Origin of the sequence: Sneathiella sp., assembly GCF_047631475.1 — a bacterium.
In the GTDB taxonomy this organism is placed as follows: Bacteria; Pseudomonadota; Alphaproteobacteria; order Sneathiellales; family Sneathiellaceae; genus Sneathiella.
Genome location: NZ_JBLHZT010000005.1, coordinates 51,129 through 69,090 on the forward strand (window position 1 = coordinate 51,129; position 17,962 = coordinate 69,090).

14 protein-coding genes are annotated in these 17,962 nt (G+C 48.1%); 13 read left to right on the forward strand and 1 reads right to left on the reverse strand.

Annotated elements, in window-relative coordinates; genetic code table 11:
• Position 1 precedes the first annotated feature (1 nt).
• Entirely contained in the window at positions 2-946 is a 945-nt protein-coding gene (locus tag ACJAYR_RS03260) for a nucleoside hydrolase (RefSeq protein ID WP_415235269.1), read from the forward strand.
• On the opposite strand, the gene ACJAYR_RS03265 is transcribed toward ACJAYR_RS03260, so the two are convergent.
• Positions 939-1,349, reverse strand: coding sequence for a YbaN family protein (locus tag ACJAYR_RS03265; RefSeq protein ID WP_415235270.1), 411 nt, complete (start codon positions 1,347-1,349; stop codon positions 939-941). The two genes, ACJAYR_RS03260 and ACJAYR_RS03265, sit on opposite strands and share 8 nt — an antisense overlap.
• A gap of 482 nt (positions 1,350-1,831) precedes the next feature.
• On the opposite strand from ACJAYR_RS03265, the gene ACJAYR_RS03270 reads away from it, so the two are divergent.
• The 12 genes from ACJAYR_RS03270 to ACJAYR_RS03325 all read left to right on the forward strand — a co-directional run bounded on the left by ACJAYR_RS03270 (position 1,832) and on the right by ACJAYR_RS03325 (position 17,954).
• The gene (locus ACJAYR_RS03270) at positions 1,832-3,106 is read left to right on the forward strand and encodes a branched-chain amino acid ABC transporter substrate-binding protein (RefSeq protein ID WP_415235271.1); all 1,275 of its coding nucleotides are present in this window, start codon (positions 1,832-1,834) and stop codon (positions 3,104-3,106) included.
• 111 nt (positions 3,107-3,217) lie between these two features.
• On the forward strand, positions 3,218-4,168 hold the full coding sequence (locus ACJAYR_RS03275) for a branched-chain amino acid ABC transporter permease (RefSeq protein WP_169543007.1): 951 nt from the start codon (positions 3,218-3,220) through the stop codon (positions 4,166-4,168).
• Entirely contained in the window at positions 4,165-5,457 is a 1,293-nt protein-coding gene (locus ACJAYR_RS03280) for a branched-chain amino acid ABC transporter permease (protein ID WP_415235272.1), read from the forward strand. Before ACJAYR_RS03275 ends, ACJAYR_RS03280 begins: the two co-directional genes overlap by 4 nt.
• A 1-nt stretch (position 5,458) precedes the next feature.
• Positions 5,459-6,214, forward strand: a complete 756-nt coding sequence (locus ACJAYR_RS03285; RefSeq protein WP_169543005.1) for an ABC transporter ATP-binding protein — start codon at positions 5,459-5,461, stop codon at positions 6,212-6,214.
• Complete coding sequence (locus ACJAYR_RS03290; RefSeq protein WP_415235273.1) at positions 6,207-6,902, forward strand: ABC transporter ATP-binding protein; 696 nt, start codon at positions 6,207-6,209, stop codon at positions 6,900-6,902. The genes ACJAYR_RS03285 and ACJAYR_RS03290 overlap by 8 nt, the downstream gene beginning before the upstream one ends.
• A 163-nt stretch (positions 6,903-7,065) precedes the next feature.
• The gene (locus tag ACJAYR_RS03295) at positions 7,066-10,569 is read left to right on the forward strand and encodes an indolepyruvate ferredoxin oxidoreductase family protein (RefSeq protein ID WP_415235274.1); all 3,504 of its coding nucleotides are present in this window, start codon (positions 7,066-7,068) and stop codon (positions 10,567-10,569) included.
• A 77-nt stretch (positions 10,570-10,646) separates the two neighbouring features.
• Entirely contained in the window at positions 10,647-11,450 is an 804-nt protein-coding gene (locus tag ACJAYR_RS03300) for an enoyl-CoA hydratase (protein WP_415235275.1), read from the forward strand.
• Between the two features lie 219 nt (positions 11,451-11,669).
• Positions 11,670-12,260: a VPLPA-CTERM sorting domain-containing protein gene (locus ACJAYR_RS03305; RefSeq protein WP_415235276.1), complete on the forward strand. Its 591-nt coding sequence runs from the start codon at positions 11,670-11,672 to the stop codon at positions 12,258-12,260.
• Between the two features lie 474 nt (positions 12,261-12,734).
• Positions 12,735-13,703 (forward strand): AEC family transporter, encoded by a 969-nt coding sequence (locus ACJAYR_RS03310; RefSeq protein ID WP_415235277.1) that lies wholly within the window; start codon positions 12,735-12,737, stop codon positions 13,701-13,703.
• A gap of 207 nt (positions 13,704-13,910) precedes the next feature.
• Positions 13,911-14,624, forward strand: a complete 714-nt coding sequence (locus tag ACJAYR_RS03315) for a substrate-binding periplasmic protein (RefSeq protein WP_415235278.1) — start codon at positions 13,911-13,913, stop codon at positions 14,622-14,624.
• A gap of 85 nt (positions 14,625-14,709) precedes the next feature.
• Positions 14,710-16,389 carry an energy-dependent translational throttle protein EttA gene (gene ettA, locus ACJAYR_RS03320; protein WP_415235279.1) on the forward strand — a complete coding sequence of 560 codons (1,680 nt, stop codon included), beginning with the start codon at positions 14,710-14,712 and terminating at the stop codon, positions 16,387-16,389.
• Between the two features lie 80 nt (positions 16,390-16,469).
• Positions 16,470-17,954 carry an amidase gene (locus ACJAYR_RS03325; protein ID WP_415235280.1) on the forward strand — a complete coding sequence of 495 codons (1,485 nt, stop codon included), beginning with the start codon at positions 16,470-16,472 and terminating at the stop codon, positions 17,952-17,954.
• Positions 17,955-17,962 lie beyond the last annotated feature (8 nt).

The window sequence follows — 17,962 nt, forward strand, 5'->3', positions numbered from 1 at the left end:
AATGAAAAAAAGATCGGTCATATTAGATTGCGATCCAGGTCAGGATGATGCGATAGCCATCCTGCTGGCACTCTCATCTGAAGAAGAAATTGAACTACTTGGCATTACGACAGTGGCGGGAAATGTCCCACTTGCCCTAACTGAAAGTAATGCACGCCGGATATGTGAGCTTGCCAACCGCCCGGATGTCAAAGTTTTTGCGGGTGCCCGTCAGCCTTTGATGCGTCCACTGGTCACAGCAGAATGGATCCATGGCCGAACAGGTATTGATGGTGCGGATCTTCCTGATCCGACGATGCCTCTGCAATCTCAGCACGCGGTTGATTTTATTATTGAGACCTGCATGGCAGCCGACGATAAGTCCATTACCCTGTGCCCGATCGGCCCGATGACAAATATCGCTCTTGCGATGATGAAGGAACCCGGCATCGTTCCCAAAATTCAGGAAGTCGTTTGCATGGGGGGTGCAATCAAGGAATTGGGCAATACAACTCCGGCCGCTGAGTTTAATATTTATGTAGATCCGCAGGCGGCTAAAATTGTTCTGGATGCTGGTGTCGATTTCACAATGATGCCGTTGGATGTCACCCATAAAGCATTGGTGACGCCTGAGCGGCTAAAGCGCATGACAGACCTTGATTCGCCAGTTGGGGATGTTTGCGGGGGGATGTTGGACTATTTTAATCGATTTGACATGACCCGTTATGGCTTTGATGGAGGTCCATTGCACGATCCATGCGTCATTGCCTATCTCTTAGATCCAGAGTTGTTTTCTGGACGAAAAGTCTTTCTAGATATCGAAATCGGATCTGAATTGACGATGGGGCAAACCCTGGCCGACTGGTGGGACATTCAGGAAAAGACTCCGAATGCCTATATTTGTGATGCGTTAAATGTAGACGGCTTTTTCAACTTACTCATCGATAGGTTGGCGCGGTTTAGCTAGCCGGCGGAACGTCATTTGTTGGCACTGGTGGGCGTTTGCTCGGGCGTGTAAGGATGAAGCCTGCGCCAACGGCCATTAGGGCCAGCATGCCGGACAATCCGTACCATGGGACGTTCGAAAAAATGACCACCAAAGTCGCGCTGATTGCCATTGTTCCAATGGAAAATACTTTGGCACGCAAAGGGATAACGCCATATTTCGACCATTCCTGAAGTGGGGGGCCAAACAGTTTGTGGTGATATAACCAGTCATGAAACCGATCGGAAGACTGGGAAAACGCCCATAGGGAAATAAGCAGAAACGGGGTTGTTGGCAAGACAGGTAAGACTACGCCCACGCCGCCTAATCCGACAAAGAACCAGCCGATAAACATCAGAACAATTTTTTTGGATTTCTCAGTCATAATTGTGCCGATGGGACCGTTCTATGTGTGTTGGGTGGGACTGTAACTGTTTGTTGCTTAAGGTTCAAACATTCTTCGCAGCCAAGGTTTAACAATTAAATTTTATTGAGGCACGTGAGTGCCCTTTGGTTAGACCTTTTGGTCCGCGGAAAGACCCAATTTTTTTATTTACTGCGATGTATAGTCGCGGGCCGAAGTACTCAAACTGTTTTATTGAAAATGGCAGCTCAATTACTTTCAGGAGAGGTATGTTTTTCATAAAACAATTTAAAAAATGGGCAATGCCTAATTTTTAGGCGCAACTAGGCGACATTTTGGGTTGAAATCTTTGAGAAATGAAAATTATACTGTTTGAGCTTCGGTCACAAAAATGGGTTCAACAATAATATTATAAAAACGCACGGAAGTACCGGGAAGGATAAAGAGTTATCTAAATCCCGGATGTTTTTCCCAAATAAGAAAAAAATAGACCAGGCAGAAAAATGGATAATCAATCCCGATGGGAGGAAAAATTGAAAATAAGATCCAAGATCCTAACAGGCGCTACCCTCGCAGCCCTTACTGCATTTTCTGCACAAGCAGCAGACACGATTAAAATTGGATTTATCGATCCACTTTCAGGACCGTTTGCCGCAACCGGAACAAATGGACTGGCTCAGTTTAAATATGCTGTTGAAGAACTCGTAAACAAAAAGGGCGGTGTTCTCGGTGGCAAAAATTTTGAAATCGTTCCTTACGACAACAAAATCAGCCCTAAAGAAAGCCTCGTGCAACTGAAGCGGGCAATCGGTGAAGGTGTTCAATATATTGCTCAGGGCAACAGCTCTGGCGTTGCGAACGCTTTGACGGATGCGATTAAAAAGCACAATAAACGTAATCCAGACAATCGGGTTCTGTTTTTGAACTACTCAGCAGTTGATCCTGCTTTGACAAACGCAAAATGTAACTACTGGCACTTCCGCTTTGATGCTAATGCTGACATCAAAATGAACGCATTGACGGACGTGATCAAGACCAAAGAGAGCATTAAAAAAGTGTACTTGATTGGTCAGGATTATTCATTCGGTAAGGCTGTTGCTGCTGCGGCTGTTAAGTTCTTGGGTGAAAAACGCCCTGATATTACAATCGTAGGCAACGAACTGCACCCGATCGGAAAAGTGAAAGACTTTACACCATACGCAACTAAAATCCGGGCATCCGGTGCCGATGCGGTTATCACAGGTAACTGGGGTGCCGATATGGTTGGTCTTGGTAAGGCCATTGGTGAAACAGGCCTTGATGTTCCGATTTACACATACTATGCCGCCAATGATGGTATTACGAAAACAATTGGTGCCAGCGGTAAGAACAAAATTCGCCTGGTCCATGAAGGCCCTTTGAACCCTCCAAGCACAGATGCTTACACGACATATCACAAAGGATTTAAAGCGAAAAATCCTGAAAAAGATATTTCTCAGTTCCGTATTGCAAATGCAATCCAGATGCTTGCAGCTGCAATGGAGAAAAGTGGAAGTGAAAAGCCAATCGATGTAGCGGCTGCACTTGAAGGCATGGAATTCACCTCTTTGCATGGTGAAAAACTAGTGATGCGTGCTGATGACCATCAGCTTATCCAGCCGATCCATGTTTCTGTTCATACTGACGAAAACATCACGTTTGATTCTGACAATTCAGGATTTGGCATGAGAACAGAAAGCACTGTTGCAGCTGCGGATACCGCTCTGCCTACGACCTGCAAAATGCGCCGGCCTAAATAACGGCGTTTTACTTCTAGGGTTATTCGGGCTGCCTGACTCTGTGTCAGGCAGCTCTCTTTAAGCAGACGTAAGATCTGTTCCCTCTCATTTTGCGTAAAAGAGATTCAACCAATGTTTGAATTGATATTCTTTTCCCTATTAAACGGGATTGTGACAGGGCTGTTGCTCTTCATGTTGGCAAGTGGTTTGACACTAATCTTCTCTATGATGGGTGTTTTGAACTTTGCCCACGCCAGCTTCTATATGCTTGGCGCCTATTTTGCCTATACAATCAGTCTATATGTCGGGTTTTGGATCGGGTTGATTGTTGCCCCGATTGTTGTTGGCTTGTTAGGAGCCATGATTGAAAGATATGGATTACGATATGTTCACCGATGGGGACATGTTGCCGAGTTGATCTTTACTTTCGGTCTCGCCTTCCTTATCGAAGAAATTGTCCAGTTCATCTGGGGTAAAGATACGAAAGCCTATCACGAACCAGAAATCCTGCAGTTTTCTCTGTTTACCTTTTTTGGTCAGGACTTTCCGGCTTACAAAGCGTTCATGCTGCTGGTTTCCATCGCCATCTTCATAATGCTCCTGCTCATTCTGACGCGCTCTCGTGTGGGTCTGATCATTCAGGCAGCAATCACGCAACCTAATATGACAGCTATGCTGGGCCATAATGTCCCCTTGGTGTTCATGGGTGTATTTGGCGTAGGCTGTGCCCTTGCGGGTCTGGCCGGTGTTATCGCTGGCCCGGCGCTGGGAACGTTCCCCGGAATGGCCGTGGTGCTTGGAAGTATTGTGTTTGTGATTGTGGTTGTTGGTGGCCTTGGGTCTTTGGCAGGTGCGTTTGTTGCATCGCTATTGATCGGTTTGCTGCAAACCTTTGCAATCGCATTGGATTATTCCGTCAGCGATCTTCTATCCGCCTTTAACATAACAACAGATACGGAAAGCGCTCTTCGGGATTTGTGGACTTTGTCCCTGCCGCAGGTGGCGCCAATTTTGCCATATTTGTTGCTGGTGTTGATCCTGATCTTCCGTCCAACAGGTCTGTTTGGGAAGCGTGAAACATGAGTGAAATTACAAATGCGCAGGCAGGAGGAATGTCCGCACCGTTCGCAAAGCGTTTTGGTCCCTGGATTTTCCTTGCTGTAACACTCATCGTTTTACCGTTTATTTTCAGCAGTAATATTGCTGTTTATACGATGAACCTGATGGGTATCTTTATCATCTTTGCCCTGAGCTATAATATGCTTCTTGGTCAGGGTGGGATGCTGTCTTTCGGCCATGCCGTCTATTTCGGTCTTGGCGGATTTATGTCCGTCCATTTCATGAATTATATTGAAGATGAGATCATTGTTCTTCCGATGATTTTCCTTCCAATATTCGGTGGCCTGATCGGTTTGGTGTTTGCGGTGATTGTCGGCAGTTTCTCGACACGTCGCGCAGGCACAGTCTTTGCGATGATTTCGTTGGGAATTGGCGAACTAATTGCGGCAAGTTCTTTGATCTTTGTTGCGTTCTTTGGTGGCGAAGAAGGTGTCAGCGGTGATCGGACTATGGGGCCGGTTATTATGGATGTCGATTTTGCCCAGGATATCGAAGTCTATTACCTGATTGCCGCTTGGGCGTTTGTCACAATCGGTTTGATGTATCTATTCTCCCGTACGCCAATGGGACGTATGGCGAACGCTGTACGTGACAATGACGAACGGATCGAGTTTATCGGCTATTCGCAGCGGAAAGTTCGGTTTATCTCATTTTGTGCGTCAGGCTTCTTTGCGGGTATCGCCGGGGGACTGTTTGCGATCAACTTTGAGATTGTAACAGAAGAAAACCTCAATGCTCTAACATCGGGTGTTGTACTTCTGATGACATATATCGGTGGCGTAGGCTTCTTTATTGGCCCTATTGTTGGCGCTGTCATCTTTACCCTTCTGCAAACGCTGCTCAGCAATTACACGGAAATCTGGCAGCTCTATGTTGGTGTTATGTTCGTGCTGACGGTTATGTATGTTCCGCAAGGACTGACCGGTATCATGGCGATGCATATTCCAGCCTATCGGATGAAACGGCTGAACGGTTTGCTGGTTCCTTATATTCGGGCAGGCATTCCGACATTGATGATGCTGGCCGGTATTGTTGGTTTCCTTGAAATGATCCACCACGTTCGTTCTGCGGCTGTAGGAGAAACCCAGATGACATTGATCGGGATGGATTTTGACACGCATACAGTTCTTCCATGGGTGATCGTTGGTATTCTTGGAACCGTTGGTGCTTATTTAACGAAAACTCAAATGCCTCAGTTGCGAGAAGCCTGGGAGGTCGCAAACGCACCTCTGAAGTCGAAGGAGGGAGCGTAATATGACGTCTGCTATTTTACTGGAAGATGTTCGGAAAAGCTTCGGGCCGACCGAGATTATCCGAGGTGTTAATCTTGACATCGCAAAGGGTGAAAGACATGCGATTATTGGTCCGAATGGGGCCGGTAAATCTACGTTGTTTCACTTGATTAGTGGCCGGTATGATTTATCAGGAGGTCAAGTGTCGCTGAACGGTGAAGATATCAGCAACCTTCCTCCTTATGAAATCTACCGTAAGGGTCTGTCACGGAGTTTTCAGGTTACCAATATTTTCCCGATGTTAAGCGTCTTTGAAAATGTTCGGTGCGGTTTGATGTGGGTAAAGGATTACAAATATTCTTTCTGGCATCTGGTTGACCGTGAAAAAGAGCTGAACAAACGGACGGCCGAAGTGCTGGAAGAGATCGGACTGACCTCGCGCCAACATGTTCCTGCCGGTGTTTTGACCTATGCTGAACAACGAGCTCTGGAAATTGGTATTGCCTCTGCCGGGGGCGCCGATGTGATCATGTTGGATGAACCAACAGCAGGTATGAGCCATTCTGAAACGGATCAGGCCATGGCATTGATCCGGAAAATTACAGAAGGCAAGACCCTGGTGATGGTTGAGCACGACATGGGCGTGGTTTTTGATCTCGCGGACCGGATTTCTGTTCTTGTGTATGGCGAAATTATCGCAACGGACACACCCCAGAATATCCGGAATAATAAAGCGGTCCAGGAGGCCTATCTGGGTGCGGAGGCAGAGCATGCTTGAGGTAACTGATTTAAATGCCTACTACGGTAAAAGCCATATTTTGCAGGGGGTCAACTTCCATGTGAAAGAAGGGGAGATTGTCTCTCTTCTCGGGCGGAACGGTGTTGGGCGCTCCACAACCATTAAGTCTATAATGGGTGAAGTTCCGCCACATGGTTCAGTCCGTTTTAAAGGCAAGGAAATTGCGGGCATGAAGGAACATGAGATCGCCAATTGGGGTCTTGGATATGTTCCGGAAAACCGAGATGTTTTTCCAGGGCTGACGGTCCGGCAAAACCTGCTTCTTGGTATCAAGGATATGAAGAAGCAGGGGCGTTGGAAGATGGAAGACATGTTTGAAATGTTTCCCAATCTTAGAACCCGGGCGGATGTTGATGCTGGCGTCCTGTCTGGTGGTGAACAGCAAATGCTGACGATGTGCCGAACGCTCATGGGGGATCCTGATCTCGTTATGATCGATGAACCTACAGAGGGGCTTGCGCCTAAAATTGTAGAGCAGGTCGGCCGATTGCTTTCAGAAATTGCTAATCGAGGTGTTTCCATCTTGCTGGTTGAACAAAAACTGGCGATCGCCTTGAAGATTTCTCACCGACTATATGTAATGGGGCACGGTCATATGGTGTACGAGGGAACACCTGATGAACTTAAGGCTAATGAGCATATCCGCAAGGAATGGCTCGAAGTCTAGGCCCTGTTTGATAGCGGTTGAGAAGGCGGTGCCAACCCGGCTGCCCGGGCGGGCGCCGCCTTTCTTATTTTGATCGTGCTTTATTTCCTGTATGATTACCCCAAAAGCGCCATGCCCATATCTCTGGCGTGAAAAATATAAATGTCTGAGCAAGAGGCCCTTCATGAATAACAGTTCCATGCGCGAAACCCCGGTCACATTGGACGATAAATATGAACTTGATGAAGGTCAGGTTTTTATTACAGGGACACAGGCGTTGGTTCGTATTCCCATGATGCAAAGACAGCGCGATGTCGCCGCTGGCTTGAAGACAGGCGGTTTCATTTCAGGATATCGGGGCTCCCCGCTTGGTCTTTACGACCAAAGTTTATGGAAAGCCAAACCCTTTCTAAAAAATAATAATATTGAATTTCAGCCCGGCGTGAATGAGGATCTGGCGGCAACCAGCATTTGGGGAACCCAGCAACTGCACTTGTCCGGAAAATCAGATTACGACGGTGTTTTTGGTATCTGGTACGGCAAGGGGCCCGGTGTCGATCGGTCCGGTGATGTTTTCAAGCATGGCAATATGGCGGGAACATCAAAAAATGGCGGCGTCCTCGTATTGATGGGGGACGACCATACTGCAAAATCATCAACGGTCGCCCATCAGAGCGAACAGGCGATGGCTGCGGCGATGATCCCTGTTTTGAACCCTGCGACGGTGCAGGAATATTTGGACTATGGTCTCTATGCACTGGCTATGAGTCGTTACAGCGGCTGCTGGGTGGGAATGAAATGTCTTACCGATACAGTGGAAAGTTCTGCAACGGCCTATGTGGGCGACGATCGGGTACAGGTCAAAATCCCGGATACAATCGAAGAGCCTGCGGGCGGCGTGCATCTGCGTTGGCCAGATAGTGCAGTCGCACAAGAAGAACGCTTGGTGCGCCATAAAATTCCCATGGTCAAAGAATTCGTTCGGGTCAATGGGTTGGATAAGATCACCAAAGATAGCACGGCCCGAAAGTTTGGCATTGTTACAACTGGTAAGTCGTGGCTGGATGTTGAGCAGGCCCTGTCAGATCTTGGTATTACTCAAGAGATTGCCGAAGAAATTGGTCTTTCTGTTTATAAGGTTGCCTGTACCTGGCCGTTGGAGCCGACAGGTTTACAAAATTTTGCCAAGGGTCTGGATGAAATTCTGGTTGTCGAGGAGAAGCGAAGCCTGATTGAAGAGCAGGCCGCACGCATTCTCTACGACATGGAAGCGCGTCCGCGATTGGTCGGTAAAACAGACCCGGCAGGCGCATTTCTTCTTTCTTCCGATGGCGAATTAACGCCAGGTGAGGTTGCAAGCGCTATCGCGTCTCGATTAAAAATTCGCGACTTGCCCAAATCACTGATAGACGGAATTGCCGTGGCAGAAGCCAACGAAAGCGGAAATGCAATGCCGGCAGCACCGGTGTCAAGGTCCCCATGGTTTTGCTCAGGCTGCCCTCATAACTCGTCCACGAATGTGCCGGAAGGCAGTCGTGCCATGGCTGGTATCGGGTGCCATACCATGGCCGTTTATATGCCTAATCGCCGCACGCAGACATATACTCATATGGGGGCAGAGGGGGCTAACTGGATTGGCCAGGCACCGTTTACCAATGAAGAACATATCTTTCAAAATCTGGGGGATGGGACTTATTATCATTCTGGTTTGATGGCGATCCGGGCGGCGGCGGCCGCAGATGTGAATATCACCTACAAAATTTTGTTTAACGATGCGGTTGCTATGACCGGTGGGCAGCCCTTTGACGGCCCTTTAAGTCCTTGGCAAATCAGTCAACAGGTCCATGCTGAGGGAACGAAAAAAATCGTTGTTGTAACGGATGAGCCTGAAAAATATGACAGCCAGACGCGATGGGCGCCCGGCGTAACCATCCATCATCGAGATGATCTGGATACTGTACAGCGGACCTTAAGAGACGTTAAGGGCGTTAGTGTTCTGATTTACGACCAGACCTGTGCTGCCGAGAAACGTCGCAGACGCAAAAGAGGAACCTTCCCGGACCCAGCGAAACGGGCTTTTATCAACGAGCTGGTCTGTGAAGGCTGCGGGGATTGTGGCGTGGTGTCCAATTGCGTTTCTGTGAAACCGCTTGAAACGGAACTTGGTCGTAAGCGGGTCATCGATCAATCTTCCTGCAACAAGGATTTTTCCTGCGTCAAAGGGTTTTGCCCCAGTTTTGTGACGGTCGAAGGCGGGGCGTTGAAAAAGCCAGAGAAAAAAGAAGTCTCTTCTTCTGATATTAACGTCTCCGACCCCGCCGCCGGCTTACCTGAACCAACAACACCCGAAATATCGGGCTCCTATAATATACTTGTCACGGGTATCGGCGGAACCGGTGTCGTAACAATCGGTGCCTTGCTGGGGATGGCGGCCCATTTAGAAGGTAAAGGTGCGTCTATTCTGGACCAAACTGGTCTTGCGCAGAAAAATGGTGCGGTAATGAGCCATGTTCGCATCACGCCAACAGCGGCTGATCTTGGAGGCACGCGCATTCCCAATCAGCAAACAGACCTTGTTGTTGGGTGCGACCTGGTGGTTGCTGCCGGACAGGATGCTCTTAAAAGTTACGGGTTGGGAAGAACTCGGGCGATTATTAATGACCATGTGGTTCCGGTTGCTGCCTTTACATTGGCCCCGGATCTTGCGATGGACCGGGAAGCTTTGACCCAGTTGGTTGCGGATGCTATCGGCCGGGAAAAAGCGGAGTTTGTTGATAGTACAACGCTTGCAACAGCATTAATGGGCGATTCCATTGCCGCCAACCTCTTCCTTCTGGGCGTCGCGTTTCAAAAAGGGACCATTCCATTGAAGCTTGCCTCTATCGAGCAGGCGATCGAATTGAACGGTGTCGCGATTGAGGCAAACAAACGCAGTTTTGCGTGGGGACGCAAGGCGGTTACGGATGAAAAGCTGGTTAAGCAAATAGCGCTGCCTGAAGCTCCTTTGTCGTTTGAGAAAAAGCCTGAAACGCTGGACGAGATGATCAAACACCGTTTTGACTTCTTGACCGCCTACCAAAGCAAGCGATACGCAAAACAATATCTCAACCTTGTTGAAAAAGTAGGGCAGAAAGAAGCGGTCCTCCCCGGACAAAATGACATGTTGTCCCGTGCTGTTGCCCGCTACCTGTTCAAATTGATGGCTTATAAAGACGAATATGAAGTCGCACGCCTTTATACCAGCGGGCAATTTGCACAAAAGATAGCGGAGCAGTTTGAGGGTGATTTCAAGCTCAAGTTTCATTTGGCTCCGCCTGTTCTCGCGAAGAAAGATAAAGAAACGGGGCACCTTAAAAAGCAGGAATTTGGCCCTTGGATGATGACGGCCTTCAAGCTGCTTGCCCGGTTGAAATTCCTGCGCGGCACATCTTTGGATCCATTTGGAAAAACCGAGGAAAGAAAAGGTGAAGTTGCTCTTATTCAACAATATCGCGAAACGGTGAGTGAACTTTTGGATAAACTGAGCGCTGAAAATTATGCGTTGGCAGTCGAGATTGCTGAGGTTCCGGAAAATATTCGTGGGTTTGGTCATGTTAAAGACCGTCATCTTCTGGCGGCAAAAGCCCAGCGTGAAAGTCTGCTGTCCCGGTTCAGGAATGGCGATAATACTAAGCTCGCGGCCGAATAAAGAGGGCGAGACGTCTGAGGCCACTCGTTTGGAAACGTAATCTGTACTTGTGAAATATATAAAAAAAGGAACAAACAATGACACAGGATCTGCTTGAGACAATTGAAGACGGTGTGGCGACCCTTACGATGAACCGGCCCAGTGCCCGCAATGCGTTTACACGCGGCATGATTACAGACATGTTGGAGGCTTTGCCACGTCTGGCCGCGGATAAATCTGTACGAGCGTTGGTGCTGACGGGTGCTGAAGGAGCTTTTTGCTCGGGCGGAGATGTAAAATCTTTTGCCGACAATGTCGATAATGCGGACAGTTCGGGATATGACTTCAATCTAAAGGTTGACGAACTCAGGGCGCGGATGGAAGTCAGCCGCTTCTTACACGAAATGCCAAAACCGACTTTGGCCGTTATCCCGGGACCAGCCGCGGGTGCTGGCTTCTCGCTTGCGATGGCTTGCGACTTGCGAATTGCCCTCGATACGGCAAAAATTACGACTGCCTTTTCAAAGGTCGGCCTGTCTGGTGATTTTGGCGGATCTTATTTCCTGACCAACCTCGTCGGCGCGGCGAAAGCGCGAGAGCTTTATTTTACAGGTCGGGTTCTGTCTGGTGCCGAGGCGCTTGACCTTGGAATGGTCAATCGAATTTCAACGGCGGAAGCGCTTGAAGGGGATGCGAAAGCCTTTGCAAAAGAACTGGCCTCATTGCCGACTGTCGCAGTAGGTTTCATGAAGAAGAACCTGAACAAAGCGCTTCATTCTGATCTCAATACGGTTCTTGATTGGGAAGCTGTTCATATGATGAGTAGCTTTGAAACGGAAGACCATAAAGGCGCAGCGAAAGCATTTGTCGAGAAGAAAATGCCTGTATTCAATGGCCAGTGAAATAGAAATTTAGATATTTCAATACGAATCAGGCCTGACGAAAATCGTTGGGCCTGACGATTTAGTTAAAAATTAACCAAAAACTGATCATTCATTTGGGTGAGATCGATCGAATACCGCCCAAAAATATGGTTAATTACAAGAAAGTGCTTCTACGAGATGGCAGACAGGAATATAAAAGTTACCAGTGGAAACTTTGTTTTCTGAAGGAATGAAGCGATGAAACACATTTTTAAAGCTGTTGCAGTGATTTCAACTGCAGTTGTTTGGCTTGTCTCGGCGCAAAGCGTTACTGCGGCGACCTGTACACCGGGCGCTACTATTTTTAATGGTATTTCCGGGGCGGATTTGACAACGTCTACTCAGTGTGAATTTCATTCAGGAAATGATAGTAATCAGATCGGCACTACGATTAATCCGTTCGGTTTCAACGACTGGATATTGTCGGCCAAAAGCGACGGACCTGCGGGGGACGGAAAACTTCAGTTGTCGGGTGTAGTAAACGGCGGTACGTCCGGTGATTGGACGATCGCTGATTTTAAAGGTTACACGACAGTCATGCTTACCTTGAAGTCAGGAAACCGGTTTGCCGCGTACCTGATCGATACGGCGTTCAATTCAGGCAAATGGAACACAGCAAATGTATTGACCAATAAACACGGTCAAGCGCAGGGCTTGTCTCATATTTCTGTTTATTATTCTGCGTCCTCTTTGACAACGGTTCCGCTTCCTGCCGGGCTTCCACTCTTTGCTGCCGGTCTTGCCGGGCTAGCTTTCCTTCGGAGAAGAAAGATGAAGGCGGCGGCGTAGCCCGCGCTTTCTGGCTTTTGGCATAATTGCTGTGCTTTTGAGTGCAGTGTATGTGACTTTATGTCGCTTTCCAAAGGCTTGAGGCCTACCTTTTTATCCCTAAAATGATCGCAATCAAATTGGTTGGTTTTTTTGCGAGGTACATTTGTGGATTTCATCATACGAATATTGAAGTTTGTTCCAGTGCTGAACTGGTTCGTCAACGACGCTATTAATGGCACAGTTACCTGTAAAGTTTGTTTCATATTAAATTTTGGAATGGCCTGGTTGCTGGCCATATATGTCTTTGGGTATCCTGCAATTATCATTCCGGCATTGACATTGGTCCCACTGGTTTTTATCACGTTAATCAGCATTACTGCACAAGACTGTTTTCCAAAGACCAAAAAGGGTTGATCCAGCGGTACATCCGAGCGACTTCTTTTTCGTCGGTTTCAATTCAGTCGATGGACCTGACCTGTAGAAAGCCGATTTATGACCGAAATAGCCAGTTTGATTTTACCGCTTTTCGGTCTTATTTTTCTCGGATATCTGACCGCCCGGATAACCAAACAGAAGGAGCATGCGCTAGGATGGCTCAATACCTTTATTATCTATGTGTCCCTTCCGGCTTTATTTTTTAAGTTACTTTCTAAAACTCCTGTAGAGCAGCTGGCGAGTTGGGATTTTATTCTGGCAAACCTGTCCGTTACTTTTTTCGTGTTCCTTGTTGTTTTTTTTATCGCGTTTCTGGTTTTGCGCGCCAAGGTCGCTGAGGCAACTATTCAGGGGCTTGCCTCTGCTTATGGCAATATCGGTTATATGGGACCTGCTATTGCCATTCTCTCTTTTGGGGAGAAGGCGGCTGTCCCGGTTGCATTGATTTTTTGTTTTGAAAATATGATGCATTTTATTGTCGCGCCGACGATGATGGCGGTTGCCAGCACGCAAAAGCAGAATGTGATCCAATTGATTGCCGGTATTCTCCGGAAAATACTGCTTCACCCGTTTATAATTGCGACCTTTCTCGGTGTTTCTGCGGCGCTTATTGATCTTTCTTTGCCGCGCCCGGTTGAAGGCTTGGTTGACTATCTCGCCCAAGCCGCAGCGCCCTGCGCCTTGTTTGCGATGGGTGTTAGCCTGGCGTTGCGTCCGCTGAAACGCTTGCCCGTTGAACTGACCTATATCGTACCTGGAAATCTTATCCTGCACCCGATTTTGATGTATGTCTTTTTAAGCTGGGTTGGTGATTTTGATCCTATCTGGGTTTATACGGCGGTCCTGCTGGCAGCGCTTCCCACGGCGACAAATGTTTTTGTTCTCGCGCAACAATACGGCGTGTGGATTGAGCGGGCATCTGCAAGTATTCTGATCAACACAATATTGTCTGTGGTTACTGTGAGTGCAGTCATATATGCAATTAAAAGTGGTTTCTTCCCGCCCGACCTCTTTCCCGCATCGTAGGATTTTCTTTTAGATTTAAAATACTGGTGTTGTTATTGAAAAAAATAGCGCTACCATGAATATGTGCTCGTTCTCGTTATATGAGTGTCAGGTAAAATTATGCACCTTGTTGAAGGGCAAGGGATGAAGCAGTTGTAGTAGGGGTTTATGATAAATCTACAAACGGAATGGCCCATGTATAAAACTGTTCAATTAGTGTTGTACATCGTGAGTATTTTTTTTGTGTTGGGAGGAGGAGCAAAACCTGCTTCAGCCGAACAGCTGGTTCTATATGCTGTCAACTATCCGCCATACGAGATTGAGAAACCCGGAAAAGATGGATTGCGAGGTTTTGACGTTGAAGTGATCATCGAGGCATTTGCGCGTTCCGGTGTTGATGCTGATGTCGCCTTCATGCCGTGGAAAAGAATTATGCTGCTTGCGGAAGACGGGCAGGTCGCGGGGGCAGTTTCCTGTGCCTATCAAAAGAAGCGGGAGCGCCATTTCTATTTCACTGATCCTATCAGTACCAGCACACATTCCTTTGTTCATACTGATCGCTATGAGGGAAAACCTCTTGAGTCCCTAGAGGATGCTACCGGATTGAAAGTCCTTGTTGTGTCCGGCTACTCGTCAGAAGCCGAGTTGAAACGGGCTGGCATGGAGTATGAAACAACCAATACAGATAATCATGCTATCAGCCTGCTGCTGGAACGGTCTTACGATCTTTTTTATACGACGCGCGAATTCATGGAATATCAGGCGAAGAAAGATGGTTATGCAGATCGCATTGGGTTTTTCGATTTGCGGAAATTGCAATATCATCTTTGCTTAAGCCGGAAGTGGCCAGAGTCTGAAAAACTTGTCAGGCAATTTAATAAAGGCCTTGCCGAAATAATGGCTGACGGGACATATAACCGAATTCACGAAAAATACCGCTGAAAAGGGAGCTTCGGATTGCTAAATCATTGCTGATTGGATACAACAACTGCAATAGATTTTTACCGAATTTCGGAGCATTAATTCCATGGCTTCCTACCAGTATATATACGTAATGAACGGCTTGTCGAAAACTTATCCTGGCGGCAAGCAGGTTCTTAAGGATATTCGTTTAAGCTTCTTTCCTGGCGCCAAAATTGGCGTTCTAGGTTTGAACGGCGCGGGTAAATCTACTCTCCTGAAAATTATGGCGGGTATCGAAACAGAATTCACCGGCGAGGCGTGGGCAGCAGAGGGCGTGAAAGTCGGCTATCTGGCGCAGGAGCCTGAGCTTGATGCGACCAAGGATGTGCTTGGTAATGTGATGGATGGCGTCGGTGAGAAAAAGGCGCTTCTCGATCGTTTTAATGAGGTGTCAGCCCGTTTTGCTGAAGATCTGACCGATGATGAAATGAACGAACTCATCGCCGAGCAAGGTGATTTGCAGGAAGCCATTGACGCACAGGACCTTTGGGACCTGGAACGTCAGGTTGAGATTGCAATGGATGCCCTGCGTTGTCCAGCGGGTTCTGCTGATGTGACGACCTTGTCTGGGGGAGAGCGTCGGCGTGTGGCGCTGTGCCGTCTTCTTTTGTCCCAGCCTGATATGCTTCTTCTCGACGAACCTACCAACCATCTTGATGCGGAAAGTGTCGCCTGGCTGGAGCGTTTTCTACACGATTACAAGGGAACAGTTGTTGCCGTTACCCATGACCGGTATTTTCTGGATAATGTTGCAGGCTGGATTTTGGAGCTGGATCGCGGGCATGGCATTCCTTGGGAAGGCAACTATTCAAGCTGGCTGGATCAAAAAGAAAAACGTCTGGAGCAGGAAGGTAAGTCCGAAGACGCCCGTCGCCGGACATTGAAACAGGAGCTGGACTGGATCCGTCAAGGGGCCAAAGGTCGTCAAAGCAAATCGAAAGCGCGTATTAGCGCCTACGAAGAATTGCTTGGACAGGAAGCAGAAAAACGCGCTGATAATATGCAGATCTCTATTCCGGCTGGTCCGCGTCTGGGTGATCTGGTTGTTGAGGCTGAGGGGGTCAGTAAAGGCTTTGAAGATCGCTTGCTGATTGAAGATTTGAACTTCAAATTGCCACCGGGTGCGATTGTTGGTGTGATTGGCCCTAACGGTGCCGGTAAAACAACGTTGTTTAAGTTGCTGACAGGCGCTGAAAAACCGGATGCGGGTTCGTTCACTGTCGGCCCGACAGTGAAACTCGGATATGTGGATCAGGACCGCGATACGCTAGACCCGAATAAGAATGTCTGGGAAGAAATCTCTGAAGGCAATGAGATTATCTATCTTGGAAAACGTGAAATAAACAGCCGTGCCTATGTATCTGGTTTCAATTTCAAAGGCGCTGATCAGCAGAAAAAAGTCGGCCAGTTATCCGGTGGTGAACGAAACCGGGTGAATTTGGCAAAAATGCTGAAATCAGGCGCTAATTTCCTCATGCTTGACGAACCAACCAACGATCTTGACGTTGATACATTACGGGCACTTGAAGAGGCGCTTCTGGAATTTGCGGGCTGTGCTGTAGTGATCAGCCATGATCGCTGGTTCCTCGATCGCATTGCAACTCATATTCTTGCCTATGAAGGTGATAGCCATGTGGAATGGTTCGAAGGTAATTTCGAAGCGTATGAAGAAGACAAACGTCGGCGCTTAGGGGCTCAGGCCACTGAACCGCACCGTATTAAATATAAACCGATTAGTCGGTAAAGATGCTAAGGCGAGCGCGTTCATATTTGTACCTGATCGTAATATCAGTTTAGTCTATAACTGTTTGTGGGGGGACAGTTATGGATCACTATTCAGAATATGACGCGCTCGGCCTTGCTGAACTTGTACAGCAACGGCACATAGCGCCAATTGAGTTATTAGAGCTTGCTATCAAGCAAACCGAAGCGCTAAATCCGCATCTTAATGCGGTTATTTACCCTTTATTTGAGCGTGCGCGTGCCGAGGCCCGGAATTTTGAAGATTATTCTGCCCCTTTTGCCGGTGTACCCTTCCTGATCAAGGATCTAATTTCCAGTTATGCAGGGGCCCCAACCAGTGCAGGCTGCAAGATTCTTCAGTCGATCAATGCTGAACATGACTCTGAACTTGTCACACGTTTCAAAAAAGCAGGCCTGCTGATTTTCGGGAAAACCAATACACCAGAATTTGGTATTATGGGAATTACAGAGCCGCGTCTTTTTGGAGCCACTCATAATCCTTGGGATCTGCACAAAAGTACGGGCGGCTCAAGTGGAGGTTCTGCTGCGGCTGTTGCCGGGCGTCTGGTCCCTATGGCACATGGTGGGGATGGCGGGGGGTCTATTCGTATTCCGTCCTCTTATTGCGGTCTTGTGGGGCTGCTTCCCAGCCGGGGCCGGAATCCAATTGGTCCTGAGATAGGCGAGGCGTGGGGAGGATTGGCGCGAGAGCATGTTTTAACCCGGTCCGTTCGCGACAGTGCGGCGATGCTGGACTGCCTTGCAGGTCCGGACGACGGTCTGCCATATGGAATAGAAGCAGGAACAGGTTCGTTCCTGTCGGCGGCCGAGGCCACGTGCCGGCCGCTTAAAATTGCTTATACAACAGACGCGTTATATGGCGCTGAGGCGCATCCGGAATGTGTGAGTGCCGTTGAAAAAACCGTGAAGTTGTTGGAAGATCTCGGCCATACGGTTATTCAGGACAGGCCCGAATTCGATCGTCATTTGCTGGCTAAATCCTATTTACAGATTGTCTGTGCCTGGGTGGCATGGGAAATTGCAGAAAGTGCAAAAAAAGCCGGGAAAAAAGCTGAAAAAGGTGATTTTGAGCTGACCAGTTGGGTCATGGGGCTTGTGGGCCAGAAAAATTCTGGATTTGAACTGACCAAAGCCATTCATGCCGGTCATTCAGCCGCCCGACTGATGGGTGAATTCCACAAAAAATATGATGTCTTTTTGACAGCGACAACAGCCCGCCCTGCGGCGGAAATCGGCGCGTTATACCCGTCTGGAAAAGATGCTTTTTCGATGAGTATTCTTGCGGCGCTGCCTTTGAGAAGCCTGCTTAATCAGGCATTGGACGCTCTGGCGGAGGAGGCTCTTTCTGCTACGCCGAATACGCAACTTTTTAATCAGACAGGACAACCTGCGATGACGCTCCCTTTGTTTGAAACCAATGACAAAATGCCTGTTGGCGTCCAATTCGCGGCCGCGTATGGTAATGAACGATTGTTATATAGTCTTGCGCGGCAGTTGGAGGTTGCGATGCCGTGGCACAAACGTAAGCCACAGCTTCTTGTTTGATGGAAAGA

Coding starts and splice junctions, on each gene's coding strand:
- ACJAYR_RS03280 (WP_415235272.1), top strand. CDS start 4,165: ATGAGTGAAATTACAAATGCGCAGGCAGGAGGAATGTCCGCACCGTTC.
- ACJAYR_RS03300 (WP_415235275.1), top strand. CDS start 10,647: ATGACACAGGATCTGCTTGAGACAATTGAAGACGGTGTGGCGACCCTT.
- ACJAYR_RS03290 (WP_415235273.1), top strand. CDS start 6,207: ATGCTTGAGGTAACTGATTTAAATGCCTACTACGGTAAAAGCCATATT.
- ACJAYR_RS03275 (WP_169543007.1), top strand. CDS start 3,218: ATGTTTGAATTGATATTCTTTTCCCTATTAAACGGGATTGTGACAGGG.
- ACJAYR_RS03260 (WP_415235269.1), top strand. CDS start 2: ATGAAAAAAAGATCGGTCATATTAGATTGCGATCCAGGTCAGGATGAT.
- ACJAYR_RS03325 (WP_415235280.1), top strand. CDS start 16,470: ATGGATCACTATTCAGAATATGACGCGCTCGGCCTTGCTGAACTTGTA.
- ACJAYR_RS03265 (WP_415235270.1), bottom strand. CDS start 1,349: ATGACTGAGAAATCCAAAAAAATTGTTCTGATGTTTATCGGCTGGTTC.
- ACJAYR_RS03305 (WP_415235276.1), top strand. CDS start 11,670: ATGAAACACATTTTTAAAGCTGTTGCAGTGATTTCAACTGCAGTTGTT.
- ACJAYR_RS03270 (WP_415235271.1), top strand. CDS start 1,832: ATGGATAATCAATCCCGATGGGAGGAAAAATTGAAAATAAGATCCAAG.
- ACJAYR_RS03310 (WP_415235277.1), top strand. CDS start 12,735: ATGACCGAAATAGCCAGTTTGATTTTACCGCTTTTCGGTCTTATTTTT.
- ACJAYR_RS03285 (WP_169543005.1), top strand. CDS start 5,459: ATGACGTCTGCTATTTTACTGGAAGATGTTCGGAAAAGCTTCGGGCCG.
- ettA (WP_415235279.1), top strand. CDS start 14,710: ATGGCTTCCTACCAGTATATATACGTAATGAACGGCTTGTCGAAAACT.
- ACJAYR_RS03295 (WP_415235274.1), top strand. CDS start 7,066: ATGAATAACAGTTCCATGCGCGAAACCCCGGTCACATTGGACGATAAA.